At 63.8% G+C, this 18,704-nt stretch carries 16 protein-coding genes; 6 read left to right on the top strand and 10 right to left on the bottom strand.

Features of this window, described 5'->3' with window-relative positions:
• Positions 1–43: 43 nt before the first annotated feature.
• Genes QOL62_RS17945 through QOL62_RS17925 form a run of 5 tightly spaced genes read right to left on the bottom strand, consistent with a single transcriptional unit; the run spans position 44 to position 5,598 of the window.
• On the bottom strand, positions 44–1,027 hold the full coding sequence (locus QOL62_RS17945; RefSeq protein ID WP_283407108.1) for an SDR family oxidoreductase: 984 nt from the start codon (positions 1,025–1,027) through the stop codon (positions 44–46).
• Positions 1,024–1,902 (bottom strand): DUF4336 domain-containing protein, encoded by an 879-nt coding sequence (locus QOL62_RS17940; RefSeq protein ID WP_283407107.1) that lies wholly within the window; start codon positions 1,900–1,902, stop codon positions 1,024–1,026. Before QOL62_RS17940 ends, QOL62_RS17945 begins: the two co-directional genes overlap by 4 nt.
• A 17-nt stretch (positions 1,903–1,919) precedes the next feature.
• Positions 1,920–4,106: a xanthine dehydrogenase family protein molybdopterin-binding subunit gene (locus tag QOL62_RS17935; protein WP_283407131.1), complete on the bottom strand. Its 2,187-nt coding sequence runs from the start codon at positions 4,104–4,106 to the stop codon at positions 1,920–1,922.
• Between the two features lie 14 nt (positions 4,107–4,120).
• Positions 4,121–5,101, bottom strand: a complete 981-nt coding sequence (locus QOL62_RS17930; RefSeq protein ID WP_283407106.1) for an FAD binding domain-containing protein — start codon at positions 5,099–5,101, stop codon at positions 4,121–4,123.
• Complete coding sequence (locus QOL62_RS17925; RefSeq protein ID WP_103728782.1) at positions 5,098–5,598, bottom strand: 2Fe-2S iron-sulfur cluster-binding protein; 501 nt, start codon at positions 5,596–5,598, stop codon at positions 5,098–5,100. The genes QOL62_RS17930 and QOL62_RS17925 overlap by 4 nt, the downstream gene beginning before the upstream one ends.
• Positions 5,599–5,930: 332 nt before the next feature.
• Here QOL62_RS17925 and QOL62_RS17920 point away from each other — a divergent pair, with 332 nt between their 5' ends.
• From QOL62_RS17920 to QOL62_RS17895, 6 genes are all read left to right on the top strand, one after another.
• Complete coding sequence (locus QOL62_RS17920; RefSeq protein ID WP_283407105.1) at positions 5,931–6,149, top strand: hypothetical protein; 219 nt, start codon at positions 5,931–5,933, stop codon at positions 6,147–6,149.
• Positions 6,150–6,191: 42 nt separating this feature from the next.
• Positions 6,192–6,767, top strand: coding sequence for an SRPBCC family protein (locus QOL62_RS17915; protein ID WP_283407104.1), 576 nt, complete (start codon positions 6,192–6,194; stop codon positions 6,765–6,767).
• Positions 6,767–7,957 (top strand): zinc-dependent alcohol dehydrogenase, encoded by a 1,191-nt coding sequence (locus QOL62_RS17910; RefSeq protein WP_283407103.1) that lies wholly within the window; start codon positions 6,767–6,769, stop codon positions 7,955–7,957. Before QOL62_RS17915 ends, QOL62_RS17910 begins: the two co-directional genes overlap by 1 nt.
• Before the next feature lie 10 nt (positions 7,958–7,967).
• On the top strand, positions 7,968–8,744 hold the full coding sequence (locus QOL62_RS17905) for an SDR family NAD(P)-dependent oxidoreductase (RefSeq protein ID WP_283407102.1): 777 nt from the start codon (positions 7,968–7,970) through the stop codon (positions 8,742–8,744).
• Between the two features lie 80 nt (positions 8,745–8,824).
• Entirely contained in the window at positions 8,825–9,598 is a 774-nt protein-coding gene (locus QOL62_RS17900; RefSeq protein ID WP_103728767.1) for a histidine phosphatase family protein, read from the top strand.
• Positions 9,591–10,493 carry an NAD(P)H-hydrate dehydratase gene (locus QOL62_RS17895; protein WP_283407101.1) on the top strand — a complete coding sequence of 301 codons (903 nt, stop codon included), beginning with the start codon at positions 9,591–9,593 and terminating at the stop codon, positions 10,491–10,493. The genes QOL62_RS17900 and QOL62_RS17895 overlap by 8 nt, the downstream gene beginning before the upstream one ends.
• Before the next feature lie 42 nt (positions 10,494–10,535).
• Here QOL62_RS17895 and QOL62_RS17890 read toward each other — a convergent pair whose 3' ends face one another.
• From QOL62_RS17890 to QOL62_RS17870, 5 genes are all read right to left on the bottom strand, one after another.
• Positions 10,536–11,672 (bottom strand): S1C family serine protease, encoded by a 1,137-nt coding sequence (locus tag QOL62_RS17890; protein WP_283407100.1) that lies wholly within the window; start codon positions 11,670–11,672, stop codon positions 10,536–10,538.
• 60 nt (positions 11,673–11,732) lie between these two features.
• A complete protein-coding gene (locus QOL62_RS17885) occupies positions 11,733–12,134 on the bottom strand; it encodes a helix-turn-helix domain-containing protein (protein WP_283407099.1) in 402 nt (133 codons plus the stop codon).
• Between the two features lie 170 nt (positions 12,135–12,304).
• The gene (locus QOL62_RS17880; protein WP_283407098.1) at positions 12,305–15,376 is read right to left on the bottom strand and encodes a UDP-N-acetylmuramoyl-tripeptide--D-alanyl-D-alanine ligase; all 3,072 of its coding nucleotides are present in this window, start codon (positions 15,374–15,376) and stop codon (positions 12,305–12,307) included.
• Positions 15,373–16,560 (bottom strand): HlyD family type I secretion periplasmic adaptor subunit, encoded by a 1,188-nt coding sequence (locus QOL62_RS17875; protein WP_103728772.1) that lies wholly within the window; start codon positions 16,558–16,560, stop codon positions 15,373–15,375. Before QOL62_RS17875 ends, QOL62_RS17880 begins: the two co-directional genes overlap by 4 nt.
• Positions 16,557–18,662 (bottom strand): type I secretion system permease/ATPase, encoded by a 2,106-nt coding sequence (locus QOL62_RS17870; RefSeq protein ID WP_283407130.1) that lies wholly within the window; start codon positions 18,660–18,662, stop codon positions 16,557–16,559. The genes QOL62_RS17875 and QOL62_RS17870 overlap by 4 nt, the downstream gene beginning before the upstream one ends.
• Between the last annotated feature and the right edge of the window lie 42 nt (positions 18,663–18,704).

Below are 18,704 nucleotides of genomic sequence, written 5' to 3'. Positions count from 1 at the left end.
GCCTCGACCGGACGACTGCGCAGGACGGCGCCGAACCGACTGGTCAGCGCCCGCGCCGTTTCCTCAGCAGCAGGGCGGCCGCCGTCAGCCCGCCTGCCGCCGCCAGCGCGCCCGCCCCAGCGGCAGCCTTTCGCCGCAAATCGGTGCGCCGGGTGTGTGCGTCTGGTCCGCTGGCATCCGAAGGCGGATCGAACAAGGTGCCTTTCGTATCCTCACCCCGCTCCGCCCGCCGCGACCAGACGTCGAGGAAGCCGTTCAACATCGCCGCGCTGGCATTGGGGGTGGCGAACTGCAGCAGTTTCATGCCGATGCCCGGCCCGCCGACAAACGTGGAATTGCGCGGCCGGTGGGCAAGCTTCACGACCGCCTGCGCGACCTTCTCGGGAGGCAGAGCGCCGGGCGGATAGGACAGTTTCGCGCCTGTGTAATTACCGGCATGACCGATGGCCGGGGTATCGACAAACGTCGGATAGACGTCGCAGATGTGAATGTGCGGGTTCTTCGACAGTTCTCCCCGCAGAGCCTCGCTGAAACCCCGGAGCCCGAATTTGCTGGCCGCGTAGGCCGCTGCATAAGGCGTGGCCACGAAGCCGCCTATGGAAATCATGTTTACCCAGGTTCCCCGGCCCTGCTCCAGAAAGATCGGCAGAACCGCATGGGCTTCGGTCATGTGACTGAGAAGGTTTGCCTGGAGAACCTGCACATGATCGGCAAGGGGCACATCCTGGTATTTGCCCATTACGCCGACCCCGACGCAACTGAACCACAGGTCCACCCCGCCCATATGCTCACGCGCGAACCGGGTCAGTTCGCCGATCGCCTCCGCGTCGGTCACATCGACGATGCGCGTCTCCACGCTCGCGCCGAACTCCTGGCAGTGTGCCGCTATGTCCCTGAGTCCTGCTTCTCCGCGGGCGGCGAGGATCAGGCGGGCACCTTCGCGCGCGAAGGCTATGGCCGTGGCGGCGCCGATGCCGCTGGAGGCCCCTGTTATGACAACTCGTCTTCCTGCCAGGCTGCGGGTCATGGTCTTCTCCTTGTGAGGCGGGAGAACGATCGCGCCGGGTCGCTCTCCTTTTCGTCCATCCAGGCGAATGCCCTCCGAAGCCGGGCAGCCGCGTCATGTTCGAAGGGATCACCGTGTGCGAAGAGCACGCGCTCGGGCTGCAGCCGGAGCATCGCGTCGATGTTCGCCCGCGCGTCAGGGCCGCCGAGGCGAAGGGCCATGCGAACGTGGTGCGCCGTCTTTCCCTCTGTACCGCATGCCGCCTGCGCCGCGAAGCGTGTTACGGGCGGCAGCTTGGAGGGCACGAGGTTCTGGATAGTGTCGCACAGGATCAGCGTACGGCTCGGGACGTGAAACAGGAAACTTTCGCAGAAGCCAGCGCCCCGGATCAGCCCCTGGGAGAGGGAGGGCTGCCAGTCCGCAGGTTCCCTGTCGCCGAGGTCACGGTCTATCCGCACCCCCGATAGCCGCACCTGCAGGCGCTCTCGCAGCCCCGGAACGGCCCAGGTCGTCGCTTGCGGAAAGACCTTCTGCCACTCCGTCAGGTGAGTCCAATGGGCGGTGCCCGGCGCCACCAGATGGCGCACCGTGCCCAGCGCGTTCAGGGATGCCTCCAGCGCGGGCGTATGCGTGGTGGGGGAGTGAAGCAGGAGACTTCCATCCTCGAGACGCAGCACCGTCATCCGAATGGGCAAGGTCAGGCCGCTGGCGACCATCGTATCGTCCACGATCCACAGGCCGTCGTCGATGTATTTCGGCGTTCCGAGCGGCGGATAACCGACCCTTTCCGGTCGCGCCGCGCCCGAGCGCTTCAGCCACGATCGGTAGAGGCCAAGGGCAGCGGCACCTGTAACCAGCAATACCGCCGCGGCCCGCGTCATTCCATCCCGGCGCATGCTATAGCTCCTTCACGTCAGACTTCCGGAAGACCCGCCAGCACCTCGTCAGGGGTGATCGGAAAACTTCGCACACGAACACCGCAGGCGTGGTGGATCGCGTTCGCGATCGCGCCCGCCGCCCCGCATATCCCCAGTTCCCCCACGCCCTTGGCCTGCAGTGGGCTTCCCGCCGGATCGCGTTCCTCCACCAGCAGGACATCGAGGTGCGGAACGTCGAGGTTCACCGGCACGTGGTATTCGGCAAGGTCGGGGTTCACGATATGGCCGTCGCGATGATCGAACGCCAGTTCCTCCGTCAAGGCACTGCCTATCCCCCAGACCATGCCGCCCATGCACTGCGAGGTGGCAGTCTTTGCGTTGAGCACACGTCCCATCGAGAAGGCGCCGGTAAAACGGCGCACGCGCACCTCCCCCGAATAGACGTTGACCGCGACTTCCGCGAAGAACGCGCCATACATCGCCGCAGCGAACGCCTCGGTTATCTTGCCCGGCTTGAAACGGGCATGTTCGGTGAGAGCCTCGTCCTCCAGCAGGTCCGCGATCGCGATGCGACGGTTGCCGGTGACGGCATGGCCATCCTTGAGCGTCAGTTCGTCCTCGGCGCAGCCCAGCTTCGCTGCCAGCTTGCTGCGGATACCTTCGCACGCCTGGAACACGGCAGAGCCGGTGGACGCAGCGCCCCAGCTGCCCCCCGAGCCCGAGCCCGGCGGAAAATCGGTGTCGCCAAGGTGCACCTCCACCCTTCCTGGATCGACGCCCAGCATTTCCGCCGCGATCTGCTGGAGAACCGTGTACGTCCCGGTGCCGATATCCGTCATGTCACTGGCGACCTCGACACTGCCGTCCGCGCGGAATGTCACCCGGGCTTCCGCCTTGTTAAGGTTGTGTACGCGCGTCGCGGTCGCCATTCCCGTGCCGATCCACCAGTCGCCTTCGCGCTTCATGCAGGGTGTGCGGTCCGCCCCATCCCAGTCGAAACGCTCCGCGCCTTTGCGCAGGCACTCCTCCAGCTTGCGGGAGCTATAAGGGATATCGAGCGTCGGATGCCGTTCCGGTATGTTGCGCAGGCGCAGTTCGACCGGGTCGATCTCCATCGCGAGGGCCAGTTCGTCCATGGCCCCTTCGAGCGCCTGCATGCCCACAGCTTCACCGGGGGCCCGGACGGAACCCGCCGTTACGCGGTGGATGCGGGTGACCTCCAGATCAAGCTTCCGGTCGTCACCCGGATAGAGGAACTCGCTCGCCTGAAGCACGGGTTCGGCAAACTCCTCCTCCGGCAGGTTGGATACCCATGCTTCATGGCCAAAGCCTGTCAGGCGCCCCTCCGCGTCCGCCGCCAGCCGAAGGCGCTGACGCGTTTCGGAACGGCGCATGATGCACTGGAAGACCTGCTGGCGCAGCAGGACGACGCGGACCGGGCGTTTCAGGGTGATGGCAGCAACCGATGCGGCCGCGCCTTCCGGGCTGATGCCGAGCTTGGATCCGAAACCGCCGCCCACATAGGGGGAAACAAGACGGACGTTGTCGGCATCCAGCCCAAGCGCATCCGCAAGTTCCTTGCGATTGAAGCGCAGCATCTGCAGGCTTGAGTGAAGCGTCAGCGTCTTGCCGTCCCACTCGGCGATGCTGGCATGCGGCTCCATCGCGGCACTGTTGTGGCCTTCGGTCGTGTAGACGACATCCACGGCATGCGCCGCCGCGTCCATCGCCTGCTCGAGGTCGCCCTGGACCGTCGGATCCTCGAAGGGCTCGAAGGTGGCGCGCTCGTCCTCCGGGTCCACGAGAGGGTCCGGCTCCTCCCGATAGCGAATGCGCAGGTGCTTCGCGGCATGGCGCGCCTGTTCGAACGTCTTCGCGACGACGAGGGCCACCGGCTGCCCGTAGTACTGCACGTCGCGGACCTTGCGCACGGGGGACTTGCCCGCACCGCCCTGCGCCGCCCGCGCCGTCATGCGATCATCGGAAAGCACCGCAATCACGCCGGGCATCTGGAGCACGGCCTCGTCGTCGATCGCGGTAACTTGCCCCCGGGCGATGGTGGCGGTCACCAGCACGCCTTCAACGCAGTTCGGTATCCGGTACTCGGCAGCGTAGGTCGCCTTTCCGGACACCTTCAGCGGGCCTTCGAGACGGTCCAGCGGCTTTCCAATCACCCCTTGCGCCATGGCATCAAGGCGGTTGCGTTCGTCAGGCTCATCCATCGTGTAGACGCTGGTCACACGGCTCTCCCTGTCGCTTCACGCAGCACGCCCTTCAGGACACGGCGCGTCATGGGTATCTTGAAATCGTTGGCGCCCTGCCCCTTCGCTTCGGCGAGCAGAACATCGGCGGCTTTGTCGAACAGGGCATCCGAAGGTTCGTTGCCGACGAGCAGTTCCTCCACCCCCGGGTCGTGCCAGGGCTTGTGCGCCAGGCCCCCGAAGGCAAGGGAGGCCCTGCCGATCCGGCCCTCCTCCATAGCAATCACGCAGGCGACGGAGACCAGTGCGAAGGCATAGGACGAACGGTCGCGCACCTTACGGTAGATCTGCGTACCACCCACAGGCTCGGGAAGAACGACGGCGGTGATGACCTCCCCCGCTTCCAGCACGTTGTCGCATTCCGGATGGTCGCCGGGCAGGCGGTGGAACGCGCGGACCGGTATCATCCGCGCGCTGCCATCCCTGCCGGAGACTTCTACCGAAGCATCGAGAGCCGCCAGGGCCACTGCCATGTCGCCGGGATAAGTCGCGATGCAGGCCTCACTCGCACCCAGTATCGCATGTATCCGGTTCACCCCGCCGATGGCGCCGCAGCCGGTTCCCGGCTCCCGCTTGTTGCAGGGCTGGTCCCTGTTGTAGAAGTAGTAGCACCGGGTCCGCTGGCACAGGTTCCCGCCAGTGGTGGCCTTGTTACGCAACTGGAAGGTTGCTCCGGCAAGGATCGCCCGGGCCAGTACGGGATAGTCACGCCTGATCCGCTCATCGGCGGCGCATGCGCTGTTGGAGACGAGCGCGCCGATGCGCAGCCCGCCCTCCGTCCGCTCGATCCCGCCAAGTTCCAGGCGGTTGATGTCAACCAGGGCGTCCGGCCGCTCGATCTCCAGCTTCATCAGATCCAGCAGGTTCGTGCCGCCGGCGATCAACCGGGCACCTTCGCGGGCCTGCTCCGCCGCGTGCGTGACGGCCTCTGCCCGGCTGTAGTCGAAGCCTTTCATCGTCCGGCCTCCACAACTTCAGCGATGGCGTCGACAATGTTCGAATAGGCTCCGCAACGGCACAGATTGCCGCTCATGCGCTCGCGGATTTCGTCGCGTGTCAGCGAAACAGGGGCGGTGATATCGTCACTGACGAAACTGGCCCACCCGTTCGCCGCCTCGTCCAGCATGGCTTTCGCTGAACAGATCTGTCCCGGCGTGCAGTAGCCGCATTGAAATCCGTCATGCCTTACGAACGCCTCCTGAAGCGGGTGCAGCTCTTCGGGCGTTCCGAACCCCTCGATGGTGGTGACCGCATCGCCCTCGTGCATGACGGCAAGGGTGAGGCAGCTGTTGATCCGCTGACCGTTCACCAGCACGGTGCAGGCGCCGCATTGCCCGTGGTCACAGCCCTTCTTGGTGCCGGTCAGACCGCATCCGTCGCGCAGAAAATCGAGAAGCGTGGTGCGCGGATCGCCGGTGAAGTCATGATCCGTTCCGTTTATTGTCAGGGGCATCGGCATACTCGCGTGAACGGGGTTCCTGGGCGTCAGCAAAGCGCGGAACCGTGGGCCATGGGGCGGTCATAAACCGCTTTTCAAACGGGCAAGGCGCCGCTCGGTTGCCAACGCTCACCGTTCCTTAACCTGCCGATACGGCATCCCGTCGAAAGCGCCGTCAGCATGGTGCTGCGACGCACCGGAGCCAGCCAACCGGCCGCCGTGCGACCGGCTCGGACCACGTCTTTCCCGGGAACAAGGCTTGCTTGATGCAGGTTGTCTTTGCCGGGATGGGCGGAACGCAGGTTCACTCCTGCGCTTGACAGACGTGCAGACATGGAAGGCTCATCATGACCAGTTTCGACAAGGACGATCGCGGACCCGATCCGACCAAGCCGTCCAAGACACCCAGAGGCACGTTTGGCGATGCACGCCCTGACGAGTTTCACGATTCTCGAACCGAGGGCAGTCAGCCGCCCGAAAAGGTGGAGGATCGTCCTTTGGTGAGCAAGGTCCGCCCCGAGGATTACCCGGAAGAAGAACGGCGCGATGGTGATCTTACCCGTTGATCCATCCGCAACCACCGACCACCCGCAAAAGCAGGAGCTATCATGACTGATGCTGGCGACGACGCGCCGCTCTCTACGAAGAAGGACGGCCATTCCTCGCAGGATGCGGCCTCTCTGGGCCTGGAAGCGCGAGGCGGGGACCTCCTTGCCCGCTCCGTGACGATCAACAGGCCAAAAGCCGAACTCTACCGCTTCTGGCGAGACTTCTCCAACCTGCCGAAGATCATGGACAACATAGTCCGGATCGATGTGATCGATCAGCAGACCAGCCACTGGGTGGTCAAAGGCCCCGGCGGCAAGGAAGTCGAATGGGACGCGACGATCACGCAGGACCTGCCCGACGAAGCGATCGCCTGGGCCTCCAAGGACGCGTCCGACATTTCGAACAGCGGCCGTATCGAATTTCGCGACGCGGGCCTGCGCGGCACGGTCGTGACCGCGACGATCCTGTACGATGCCCCCGCCGGGCTGATCGGCAAGGCTATCGCCAAACTTTCGCAGCGTGAGCCCGGCATCCAGGCCCGGCGTGACCTGCGGCGCTTCAAGCAGCTGATGGAAACAGGCGAAATCGCCACCAACGCGCGTACCCGCAAGCAGCACGAAGAGGAGATGGCCTGATGCGCGCTCTCGCCTGGCACGGCAAGCACGACGTACGCGTCGATACAGTTGACGATCCCGAAATCGTAAATCCCCGTGACGCCATCATCAAGGTCACGTCCACCGCGATTTGCGGCTCGGACCTGCATCTTTATGACGGCTACATACCGACCATGAAGGCGGGAGACATCCTTGGCCACGAGTTCATGGGCGAAGTCGTCGAAACGGGACCGGAATCGACCTTGAAGAAGGGGCAGCGGGTCGTCGTTCCCTTCACAATCTCCTGCGGCAGTTGCTATCATTGCGGAAAGCAGCAGTACTCCGCCTGCGACAACGGCAACCCGGCCGATAACCAGGACATCGCTCAGGAACTGTACGGACAGCCGATGTCCGGCCTGTTCGGGTACAGCCACATGACCGGCGGCTATGCTGGCGGCCAGGCTGAGTATGTCCGCGTACCGTTCTCCGACGTTGGGCCCATCGTGGTTCCGGACGGCGTGGAGGACGACAAGGTGCTGTTCCTCTCCGACATCCTTCCGACCGGGTGGCAGGCAGCCGAATATGCGGAGATCGAGCCCGGCGACACCGTCGCCGTCTGGGGCTGCGGGCCGGTCGGCGTCTTCTCGGTTCAATCCGCCTTCCTGATGGGCGCGGAGCGGGTGATCGCCATCGACCATTTCCCGCATCGCCTTGAACTTGCGAAGAAGTTCGGCGCCGAGACGATCAACTTCGAGGAAACCAAAACCTACGAAGCGCTGATGGAGATGACCGGCGGCATCGGTCCGGACGCGGTCATCGACGCTGTCGGGCTGGAAGCACACGGCTTCTTCGTCGACAACGTCATCGACCAGATCAAAGCGTCTCTGTTCCTTGGCACGGACCGCCCTCATTCCATCCGCCAGGCGATCATCGCCTGTCGGAAGGGCGGGCGCGTCTCCATGCCGGCCGTCTATGGCGGCTTCGTGGACAAGTTCCCGCTGGGTGCCTTTATGGAAAAGGGCCTGACACTCAAGACGGGTCAGACTCACGTGCAGCGTTATCTGCCCGGCCTGCTGAACGCCATCATGGAAGGCAAGATCGACACGACCTTCCTCATCAGCCACCGCCTGCCGCTGAGCCAGGGGCCCGACGGGTACCGCATGTTCCATGACAAGCAGAACGAGGTCACCAAAATCGTTCTGAAGCCCGACATGGACCGCGTCGCCACCTGAGGAGAATGCCATGCGCCAACTTGCTATCGTTACGGGAGCCTCCACCGGAATCGGCTTCGAACTAGCCCATATAGCCGCCCAGAATGGGTATGACCTGCTCGTGGCGGCCGACGAGCCGCTGATCGAGGCCGCCGCCCGCGATCTGGAGACGCATGGCACTCAGGTCCGCTCCGTGGAATGTGACCTGTCCACCATGGAGGGGGTGGACCGTCTCCTGGAAGCCGCTCAGGGGTCCACCATAGACGTACTCTGTGCCAATGCCGGTCGCGGGCTTGGTCATGCTTTTCTGGAGCAGGATGTCGCCGACTGGCGCCGCGTGATCGACACGAACGTCACAGGCACGGTGTACCTGCTCCAGCGCGTGCTCAAGGACATGGTGGCGCGCAACGCGGGCAAGGTGCTTGTCACCGGCTCGATTGCGGGGCTGATGCCCGGCACATACCAGGCGGTCTACAACGCCACGAAGGCCTTCATCGACAACTTCACCGATGGCCTGCGCGGCGAGTTGAAGGGCGTGGAAGGTGTCACTCTGACCACCCTCATGCCTGGCCCCACGGAAACCGAGTTTTTCGAACGCGGCGACCTGCTGGATACGAACGTGGGCACCAGCAAAAAGGATGATCCCGCGAAGGTCGCAAAGGATGGCTGGGACGCTCTGTTCTCCGGCAAGTCCCACATCGTGTCGGGATGGAAGAACAAGATACAGGCCGCCGCGAGCCACGTCACGCCAACCCCGGTGCTCGCCGAAATGCACCGCCGGATGGCGGAGCCGGGGAGCGGCGAATGACGCCCTCTGCCGGCTTCGTGCCGAGCACAAAGCGAGCATAGCGGCAGGAACAAGCCTGCCTCCTGCCGCATTGTCATGGCATGACAGACTCTCGATCAGGGGCCTCGCGTTGGCCCAGCGTGCTGTGGCTGATCCGTCATGGCCAGAGCGCAGGCAATGTTGCACGCGATCTGGCTCATGAGGGCGGCCTACACCGCATCGAACTCGACCATCGCGACGTGGACGTGCCGCTCTCCGATCTTGGCCATGAGCAGGCAGGAGCGCTCGGCCGCTGGTTCGCGTCCGGCGAGGAGGGGGAGCGACCGGAGGTCATCCTGTGCAGCCCCTATGTCCGCGCGGTACAGACAGCCGAGGCATTCCGCGCCGCCGGTGGGTGCAGCCCGGACCTGCGGATCTGCATCGACGAGCGCCTGCGCGAAAAGGAATTTGGCATTCTCGACGGGCTGACGACTCCCGGCGTCCGCGAATTGCAGCCTGAGCAGGCACATTTCAGGCAGGTGTTGGGCAAGTTCTATCACCGTCCGCCCGGCGGCGAGAGCTGGGTGGACGTCATCTTCCGTTTGCGAGCGCTGTTGGATACGGTATCGCTTCATTATTCCGGCAAGCGCGTGATGATCGTGGCGCACCAGGTCGTCGTCCTGTGCATGCGGTACATCATCGAGCAGATGAGCGAGGCGGAGATCCTCTCCGTGGATGCGCAGGGCGATGTCGCAAACTGCTCTGTCACGCAGTACCGGTTCGATCCGGAAGCCGGACGTCTGGCGTTGACTCACTACAACATCGTCGCTCCGATGGAGCAGGAAGGCACGCCTGCCACCGCGGAGCCCGATCACATGGTCGCTGCCCGTGGCTGAGCACACGGCGCCAAGCCCGACTGTGATCGATGCCCGGTGGTTTCGCGAACACCCACTGCCGCAACCGGAGAACAACACGGATAAGAATGCGCGCGGCCGCGTCCTTGTCGTGGGCGGGAGCATTACGGTGCCGGGCGGAATACGCCTGACCGCAGAGGGCGCGTTGCGCGCGGGTGCCGGCAAAGTCCGCATCGCCACGGTCGAAGGCGCAGCTCTGCCGCTGGGCGTGCTGATACCCGAAGCAGCGGTCGTCGCTCTCCCGATGGACGAGGCGGGCGAGGTGCAGGGCACCGACCCTTCCCTCGAGGCTCAGCTTGGGCGATGCGACACGCTCATCGTCGGTCCGGCCATGTCCGGCGCAGACCAGGCCTGCCGGCTGGTGGAAGGCCTTCTGTCCGTCTCGGATTTCAAGGGCGGGGTCGTCATCGACGCGGCTGCGCTGCTGAGGCTGGGCGAACATGCACACAAGCTCAGGACGCGCGATGTTCCCGCAGTGCTGACACCGCACATCGGAGAGATGGCAGGCATGCTCGGCCTCAGCGCCGAGGAGATCGAGGATGATCGCGCCCGCGCGGCTCTTTCTGCTGCCCGGCGGTTTGGCAGTGTCGTCGTATTGAAGGGCGCCAGCACATGGATTGCGCATCCTGACGGAAGGCTCCTCTTCTACGGAGGCGGGGGCGTGGGTCTTGCCACGGGCGGATCGGGTGATGTGCTTGCCGGTGTGGTCGGCGGCATACTGGCGCGTGGGTGCGATCCCCTGTGTGCTGCCGCCTGGTCCGTCTGGCTCCATGGGGAAGCGGGCAGGCGCTGCGCCGAAACCGTCGGGCCACTGGGATTCCTGGCTCGAGAGCTTCTGCCATTCCTCCCCGGACTGATGGCGTCCGGCGCCCTGTAACTCGCGGCCTCCCGCCAAGACAAGACGGCCGATAGGAGCGCGTCAGCTTGCGCTGCCGTCCGCTCCCAACTCGACCCGCACCTGCCGCTCCTGCTCCTGCTTCATGACGGTCAGCGTGACCACATCGCCGACCTTGAAGTCATCGAGCCGTGACAGCAACGCGCCCACCGTAGGAACCTCCCGCCCTTCCACGGCTGTGATAATGTCGCCCGGCGTTACGCCCTGCGGGCCGGTCGCCATGCCCGACAGGCCTGCCGCCGCTGCCGGGGAGCCGGATTGCACCGCCAGCACAAAGACGCCCTTGGCACCCGTCCGCTCGTTCAACCGTGCGTTGACCTGCTCATCCACCTCAATGCCAAGCGAGGGCCGCACATACCGTCCGCTGCGGGCAAGCTGCGGAATCACGCGCCGGACGGTGTCGACCGGAACAGCGAAACCGATCCCGGCCGACGCTCCCGAGGGACTGTAGATCGCCGTGTTGATCCCGATGAGACGCCCGCTTGAGTCCAGCAGCGGCCCCCCGGAGTTTCCGGGGTTGATAGCTGCATCGGTTTGTATGAGCTGCTGGATGTCGGGTCCGCTTTCGCTTGGAAGCGTTCGGTTCAGGGCTGAAATGATACCCGTGGTGAAGGTCCAGTCGAGGCCGAAGGGATTGCCGATGGCGAACACCTTCTGGCCGACCTTGAGGTCTGCGCTCGTGCCCAGCGGTACGGGACGCGGGCGGCGCAGGCCGACGCCGATGCGCAGCAGTGCCAGATCATGCTGCGGGCTCACGCCTACCAGCGCCGCCTGGTACTTGCGCCCATCCGCCAGTTGCACCGTCGCGCCCGAAGCGCCCTGTATCACATGGAAGTTAGTTACCACGTGTCCTGCGTCGTCCCAGATAAAGCCGGAACCGGAACCCTGAGGCGTGGAAAAAATATTGCGGGTCCAGGCATCCTGAACAAGTTGGGAGGTGGAGATGAAGACGACCGATCCCCGTGACTTCTCGAAGAGCTCGATCGTGGCCTTTTCATCCGCCGCGAGATCACCCCGCGCCGTCACCAGTCTTTCGCCGGTGGTGCTCGCATCCCTGCCGGGCGCACCTGAGAAATAGTACCAGACGAGTGCAAGCAGACCTACGACCGCCATCACGGGCAGCAGGCGCGAGCGGGAGGGTGTTCTACGGGCGTTTCGCATACGGCAGAGTTGCCGCGAAGGGTATCAGTGCGTCAAGGCTCCCGGTGCGCCATCGGCGTTTTACCGCTGCGGGGCCAATGGCTCATCCGCAGCCGCTGCTCTGGGCACGAATGGCCGCGGTGTCGCAGGCGCCGCGGGTGGCGCACCAAAGACCTCATCGAGCATGGCAAGCATCGCCGTCCGCCCCTTGGAGGTAAGCTGAACAATGACGCGCCGCTGGTCCAGCATGTCGGGGATGCGCTCAAGAAAGCCTGCGCTCTCCAGCCTGTCAATGCGTCGCATCGCAGAGGCGGCGGACTCGCCCGAGGCAATCATGAGTTGTTTGACAAAGAGGATGCCGCCCTCCTCCCCGCTGATGAACAGCTCTAGCATCATGTCCCAGGCAGTATCCCGAAACAGGCTGCGGGGCTCGAGAGCCGCAATTTTTCGTCGCGCGCGCAGGATCTGCCTTGCACCTTCCACCAGCGCCCTTTCCGCGACGCTCCGACTTTGGGCAGCGCTTGCCGGCGCGTCGATGCGCCGGCCCGAAGCGTTCAGCCACGTGTGATCTAGCGTTCCGACTGTTCAACTCCCCGCTATATTTTTAAAGAAAAACAATCAGCTCCAATTCTTAACAAAGAGATAACGGCAAATCAGCATGATCCCGTGTGAGGCTGACCGCGTTCTACAAACCAGTTAGCGACATCATACAACCGGGTTGCATGCGACCCTTTCAACAAGATCACATCACCCTCTTCTATTTGCGTGTTCAACATAGCTTTCAGAACATCCAGAGATTTCGGTCTACCACCTCGCGCGCCTGGAGGAAGATTCTTCCAGAAGCCATCGAAGAGGTCACCCAGGGTGTAGATTTCGTCGATGCGGTTCTTCACGCAAGAGGCTGCAAGCTGCGTGTGGTACTCGGGAGCATCCGGCCCCAGTTCCAGCATCTCTCCTAGCACGGCAATCCGTCTTCCCTTCGTTGGCGTGGTGCCCAGCAGCGCGAAAGCGGCTTCCATGGAGCCCGGACTGGCGTTGTACGTTTCGTCGATCAGGTGGATATTGCGTCCATTCAGCTGAAGCCGCATTTCGCTGCCGCGCCCTGCGACGGGTTTGAATGTTTGCAGCGCAGCGATGGCAGCGCTGATATCCCGCCCGAGGAGGCTGACGGCCGAAAGGGTTGCCAGACTGTTGAGCGCCATGTGCTCCCCTCCGGCGCCGAGGGTGTACTCCACCGGGCATCCCCGAATGTCGGCGACGACGCGGCGTGCCGCCGGATCGTAATCGATCAGGCGGAAGTCAGCGTCTGCACAGCGCCCATAGTTGAAGACATCCAGCCCCCTAGACCGCGCCTGCAGCTGAACATGGTGCCATTCGGCCATGTCCCTGTTCAGGATCGCTATGCCGCCGGGCTTCATGCCGCTGAAGATGCGGCTCTTGCGGGCAGCGATCGTGGCGAGATCGCGGTGATACTCCAGATGCGCGGGAAGGATGTTCGTGAAGATCGCGATATCGGGAGATGCGAGGCGGGCGTTCTGCTCCATGCGCCCGATGGCGAGTTCGAGAACCGTATGCGGCGCATCCCAGGGCACTGACGCGAGATTCCATGCGACACCATGAGGAAGGTTGGCATTGAACCGCGTTTGCCCCACCGTTCCGAAGGCGGACAGCGCCTGTGCGAGCATGGCGACCGTCGTCGTCTTCCCGGCAGTCCCGGTCACCGCCACCACCTTGCCGCTCATCCTCTCCCGCGCGTAGCGGCCGAGCGAGAGAATGGCATCGCCCGTATCCTTGACCTGCAGGACCGGAGCGCCAAGGCTTTTCGCGTCGCCCGCGTCCTGGGTGATGACGGCGGCGGGAGAAGACGCGAGTTTCCGTATTTGCCGCGGCTTCACGCCCTTGCCCGTGGTGTCGGGGGCGGCCACGACCATCTCGCCGGGCCGCATCGTGGGACCAAAGATGCAGAGACCCTGCGCCGTCCATCCCGCTTCGGGCGGCACCGTCCAGATCCCGCCGGTCGCCCGTGCCACATCGGCGGCTCGCCAGTGACGGGCGCTCTGCTCCAGCAGGGCAGCCCCCTCGCGACCGGCCGCGTCAAGCAAGTGCTGGCGGTACGCCACGAGGCCCGAAAGGTAATGCTCCACGTCGTCGATACGCACGCGAAAGGCATGATGGCGAATGAAGAAGCTGCCAACGATCCGGGCGGGATTTCGATAGAACATCGCCAGTTCGGGCCAGAAATGACCGTTGAGCAGATGGCGCGCCCGCCGGTGCAGTGCCTTGTAAAACAAGGCCACGTCGAAATCATCGAGCAATTGCCTGCAGCGAGCGTCCCTTTGCAGACGGCACAGCATCTTCTCCGCCGCCGTCATCAGCTCCAGAAGGGTTGGAAAGGTCGTGACGCGATTGGCAACGAAGTCGAGATAATCCCGAACGTTGTCGAGACCGATGCAGTAGTAGCGTTCCTTCGGGCGATAGCGGGTCAGTTCATCGACACAGTAACCCAGCCAGTGATCGTGCGCCTTCCAGTGCTCCGCGCGAAGGAAGTGCTCGAAGGCGCGTTCGACCGCCGCAAGCCAGCGCGCGTTACCGGAAAAGGCGTACAACCGCATGAGGCTGAAAGCAGCTTCTCCATCATAGTAGATTATCCGAAAGTCCTGCTTCACCTGGAGGCCGGGATAAGCGAGAACATGGGTGAACCGGCCGCTCTCCTTGTCCTGCATGTAGAGGATGCCCTCTGCCAGCGCCTCCATCAGGAGGACATGCTGCCTGTCCCCAGTCAGTTCGGCATGCTTGCAGAGCGCAAGGACGGCAACGGCATTGCCCCCCAGCTTGATCTCGGCTCCGGTGTCGACGAGGAATGCGGCCTCACACCCGTCCGGAAGCGACAAGCGGGCGATCAGCGTCTCAGTCAGGCATCGCAGGGCGCGATCTATGGCAGCCTTGAGAACCGCGTCGCGTGTGACGCTCCATGCCTCCAGCATCGCGTAGAGCGTACTCGCGTGACGCAGGCTGTTGTAGGCCGGGATGGGCCTGTCGAAGCACGGGTGCCAGCCATAGTTGAACCGGCCGTCTTCCTGCACCTGCATTGCAAGATAGGTGCTGCCCGCAATGATGAGACGCAGCACCTGGTGGGCATCCAGCCGTTCGACCACACGGCGCCCGGCCTCCAGCCCGCCGCCGCCCTGAATGCGATGCAGTTCGCCGCCTTCATCGACGAAGAGCCCGCTGGTCGTGAAGAGCCAGATCGGCGCCTGATCACCGAAGTCCACTTGCTCCAGGCCATGCCGTTTCCTGGCGTAGATCCGAAAGTTGTTCTCGTTGAGAACCGCGTTGCTTTCCTGCGCGCCGCCATAAAGCATGGCGTTGGCGTTAAGCTCGGTTTCTAGGAAGGCGTGTCTGAAGTCCGGGCTCAGCGACAGGCCCAGACGAAAGTAATTGCGCTTGATCCTGCTCAGTTGCTGGCGAACTGCCCCCCAGTGAGAAGGTTCGAAGGCGTCGATCCAGTCGAGCCGCAGCCAGCGTGGTTCGACCCCGCTGGCCTCAACACATTCGATTCCCTGCTGCCACGCGTCGTCCAGCGAAGCGGCGGTCGACGTGATGACCGTTGCCTGCCGCGAACCGTCGGTCCACGAAAAGAAGAGCACGAACAGCGCGCCCGCGTCCGTGACGACCGGCCGTATGTGTGCAGCCGCCGCGCGGAGCGCTGAAAAACGGTCGCTCATCTCTCACGCAGCGCTTCGCGCGCGCGATTGAAAGGCTTCAGAAGGTACTGCAGGACCGTTTTCTGCCCCGTGTGGACATCCACCGTGGCCATCATGCCGGGCACGATAGGAAAGCGCTTGCCCGCCTTGTTCACCAGCGCGTCGGATCTGGTCCGGATGAAGACGCGGTAGTAGAAGATGTCCGGCTTGACTTCGTCCTGGATCGTGTCGGGCGAGATGGTGGTGACTTCGCCCTCAAGGCCGCCGTAGATCGCGTAATCGTAGGCGGTCACCTTCACGGTAGCGCGCTGGCCGGGATGAATGAATGCGATGTCGCGGGGGGACATTCGCGCTTCGATCAGCAGCTGGTCGTCCACCGGTATGATCTGCATGATCTCGCCGTTAGGGGGTATGACGCCGCCGACGGTCGATACTTCGATGCTTTTCACGACACCGCTCACCGGCGATCGCAGCGTGAGGCGCTTCAACGTGTCGGCACGCCCCCGCACCACGGGCGCCAAGGCCGTCACCTCCTCGTTCGCCTTGGCCAGCTGCTGACGCGCCTCAACCAGGTATTGCGATCGCAGATCCGCCTTCTTGAGTTCCAGTTCTGCACGCTGGCGCTTGAGCCGGATGACTTCCACGCTGCTGGCGGCGCCCACCTCGATGAGCGATTCACCGATCGCCACTTCCTTGCGGATGAGGCCAAGGGACTCGTCGATCAGCGAAAGGGAGCTGGCCAGACTGCGCCGCCGTGTCTCATACAACCGTGTTTCCGCCGCCTTCAGGTCTGCGTAGTCGTCAAGTTCCGCAGGAAAGGTGAGCGGGGTCTGATTGACCTCCGCCTGAAGGCGGGCGGACGCGGCGAGGGCGGCGTGGTATTTCGCCGCACTCTCCTCCACGGTGGAGCCGGCCTGCGTCGGATCGAGCTGGGCAAGGACTTGCCCCGGCTTCACGATATCGTCCTGGCGCACCAGCAACTTCGCCAGGATGCCGCCTTCCAGTGACTGGATCACCTGTTCACGGCTGGTCGGCACGACCCGACCGGTTCCGGTCGCCACCTCGTCGAGTTCAGCGAACCACGCCCAGGTCAGCAGAACCAGAAACAGCGCCGCAACCACCCAAACGAGACGGGTGGCCAGCCTGTAGCGATCATCCTTCTCTTCCTCGAAAAGCCAGTCGTCCGTGTTGCTCCAAGCGTTCACGCAGCCCTCCCCTGCATCGTGAGCAGCGCATCTTCCTTGCTCTGGTCCAGGGTGATGAGGCCGTTATGGACCACGATCACCCGGTCCACGAGATCCAGGACCCGCATACGATGCGTCGCCACCACGACGGTCCGCGCATGGCTGTATTCGCGAAAACGCGCGAGAAAGAGACGCTCTGCGGCATCGTCCATGGATGCCGTCGGCTCATCGAGAAGGACGACCCTCGGTTGCCGGATCAGCAGCCGCGCCAGCAGCAGCGACTGCACCTGCCCGCCCGACAGACCCTCGCCTCCTTCCTGCACGATGTAATCGAGGCCGGACGGGATTCGCCGGATGAACTCATCCGCGCCCACCATCCGCAGAGCTTCGAGGATGTCCTCCGAAGTCGACTGCGGTGCGCCGAGAACAAGATTGTCGCGGATGGTGCCATGAAAGAGGCGACTGTTCTGCGTGAGAAGGCCCACATCGCGCCGCACGTCGGCAGGATCGATCTGGGCGAGCGCCAGATCATCCAGCAGGACTTCCCCCGATATCGGATGAAGCAGCCCCGACAGGGCCTGCAGCAGCGTTGACTTCCCGGCCCCATTGCGACCCAGCAAAGCGATCTTTTCACCCGGCCTGATGGCAAGCTCGCGCACGGTGAGAGCCGGCGGAGAATTCGGATCTCCGTAGCGGAATACGGCGGAGCGCAGGGTGAAGTTGCCGGCGATTGCGGGCACGGCGATCCGGTGTTCATTGTCCGGATTGTCGACCGGCAGTTCCATGATCCTGTCGATGCTCTCCATCCCGAAGCGCGCCTGCTGCAAGCGGCTCAGGACCTGTGTGACCTGCGCCACGGGCGCCATCATGCGCGATCCCAGTATCGATGCGGCGACCAGCGCACCGGCGGTGAGATCGCCCTCCATGACCAGCGGTGCGCCGAAGAAGATGATCGTGGCATAGGCCGCGTTCTGTACGTTCTGCGTCCAGGCCATCAGGCTGTTCGTGAGTCCACGCAACTTCAGCTGCGCTTCTCCGGTGACGGAATTGAAGTGGTTCCATTGTTGCTGGAAACGGCTCTCTGCCTGCAGCGTCTTGATATCGGCGTTGCGCTGGATGGACTCGACCAGCATCGCGTTGCGCAGCGCCGCTTCGCGCATGGCTTCATTCGCGTAGGCCCGCAGCTTCGGCTGTGCGAGAAGCCCCGGAAGAAGGAGAAGGATCAGGGCTCCGATCGGAACGAGCACTAGCCCCCCGCCGATGAACCAGAAAAGCACCAGGAACAGGAGGAAGAAAGGCAAATCCGCTATGGCTGCGATCGTGGTCGAGGTGAGCAGTTCGCGCACTTGCTCCAGGTCCCGCAGCTGCGCGATGAACGTCCCGGTGGACAGCGGGCGATCGCTGTTACGCACCCGCAGCGCGTGGCCGAAGACGCGATCCGAAATGCGCAGGTCCGCGCGCTTTCCAAGCGTATCGATGATGCTCATGCGCAGTCGGCGCAACAGGAAGTCGAACCCTATTGCGATGACGACCCCGAGAAACAGGATGTAGAGCGTGGGATAGGATGCAGCCGGAATGACGCGGTCATACACCTGCATCGAGAACAGGACTGTCGCCAGCCCCAGGATGTTGGTGATGAGCGATGCCGCAACGACATGCCCGTAGGATCGCCTGTCCTTCAGCAGCAGACGGCGCAGCCAGTGCTCCTCGTAGGGGCGGATGTATGTATCGACGCGAGCATCGGGCGCCGATCGCGCGGGACGGGCGACGACAAGCTGCGCGCACCTGCGTTTCAGCTCCTCCAGCGGAAGGACATGCGGCAGACCGCCCTCGCCACCCATGACGAGCGAAACGTCCCCCGCTTCGTCGACTGCAGTGACGACAGCAACCTCGCCACTGTGCAGTTCCACGACCAGCGGGAACCGGTCACCCGTCGATGTCAGCGCATCCTGAGCCGCGAAACGGATACGAAGCCCTGCCCCGCGGGCCATGCTCCTGATCCGCTCCGAAGGATCCTTTCCGCTTTCCCAGAGCCCCGCTATCCTGGCGTTCTGCGCCGATACCGAGAGCCTTCTCTGATTGGGGCCTAGTGGGTCAAGCTGCTTTCTCGACTTTATGATCATTCCCATGGATCACTCGCTTCTCTCCGCGGTCGGCGCAAGGCC

This window comes from Novosphingobium panipatense, assembly GCF_900182875.1.
Taxonomy (GTDB): Bacteria; Pseudomonadota; Alphaproteobacteria; order Sphingomonadales; family Sphingomonadaceae; genus Novosphingobium; species Novosphingobium panipatense.
The sequence above is the reverse complement of the archived record's forward strand: the minus strand, read 5'-3'. Positions and strand labels throughout refer to the sequence as shown.